We start from the raw sequence: 1,278 nt of genomic DNA, 5'->3' as shown, positions 1-1,278 counted from the left end.
AATGGTCGGCCAGGGACTGGATGGTCTCTGGCCGGTGCGCTGCCTGGCTGTACGTCCACACCAGGGTCAGTCGGCCCTCGAAGACGTAGCCGTTGATCTCCAGCAGGTGGGAGAGCGCGGCCTTGGGTGCGCGCAGGGCACCGAGGGGCTCCCGCGTGGCGGTGAACGGATTCAGCGCCGAGTCGTCACCGGCGGACTGATGGAACTGGCCCAGGTAGTTGAAGAGCACCTGGGCACGAGGGAGCGCGCGGAGGTGCTGGGATTGCTCATCGTCCGACAGGTGGCGCAGCAGGCCGTAGCCGAGTCCCTTTCGGGGAAGGCGCCGCAGCGAGTCCCTCACCGCGCGCAACCGGCCACCCAGGCTCGTCGTCCCCGAGACGTCCAGCGTCACGGGATACAGCGTGGTGAGCCAGCCCACCGTGCGAGACAGGTCCACGTCGTCGGAGAACGGCTCGCGGCCATGGCCCTCCAGTTCCACACGCAGGCGCGGCTGGCCCATCCAGTGTGTGAGGCTCTCGGCCACCGCCGTCAGCAGCACATCGTTGATGTGCGCCCGCCACGCAGCCGGAGTCTCCTGCAACAAGAGCCGCGTCTGGACTTCGTCGAGGGAGACCTCCACCGTGCGCGAGGAGGCCACGGAAGTGGCGCCGCCAGCGCCATCCCTGGGGAGGGCAGGAGCCTCGAGTCGCCCCTCCTCCAGCCAATACGTCCGCTCACGCGCGACCTCCTCGGAGCGAGCGAAGTCACTCAGCTTCGAGGCCCAGGTCTTGAAGGACGTGGACCTGGGCGGCAGCGCCACCGGGCGCCCCTGTCTCGACTGCACATACCCCGCGCCGAGGTCCTCCAGCAGCGTGCGCCAGGAGACGCCATCCACACCCAGGTGATGCACCGACAGCAGGAGCCGTGTGCCTCGCTCGGCTCCGAGGTGGAAGAGGGCGGCGCGCAGGAGCAGCCCCTCATCCAGCCTGTGGCTGGCGTGGAGGCGGGAGGCTTCGGACTCCAGGGCCGTGGGCAGCTCCGCCTCGGGCACGGAAGAGAGGTCCACCTGCTCCAGGCGGACCAGGGACTCCAGGCCGGTGAACTCCTGGTTCCAGGTGCCGTCTTGCTGGCGTGTGAAGCGCAGCCGCAGCGTGTCGTGGTGGGTGACGACCGCGCGCAGCGCCGCTTCCAGGCACGGGACGTCCACCGGCTCGCTCGACGCGAGCATGAAGGCCTGGGCGAAGTGGTGCGGTTCGAGGAGTTCCTTCTCGAAGAAGTCGAGCTGGATGGGCGTCAGGA

The 1,278-nt window shown here is 69.1% G+C and carries 1 protein-coding gene; it reads right to left on the bottom strand.

Going from position 1 to position 1,278, the window contains the following annotated elements; translation table 11 throughout:
• Positions 1-1,278, bottom strand: a 1,278-nt coding sequence (locus HR086_RS49965) for a condensation domain-containing protein (RefSeq protein WP_254626777.1), incomplete at both ends; no start/stop codon positions are given.

This window comes from Myxococcus sp. CA039A, from assembly GCF_013336645.1.
Classification (GTDB): Bacteria; Myxococcota; Myxococcia; order Myxococcales; family Myxococcaceae; genus Myxococcus; species Myxococcus llanfairpwllgwyngyllgogerychwyrndrobwllllantysiliogogogochensis.
The sequence above is the reverse complement of the archived record's forward strand: the minus strand, read 5'-3'. Positions and strand labels throughout refer to the sequence as shown.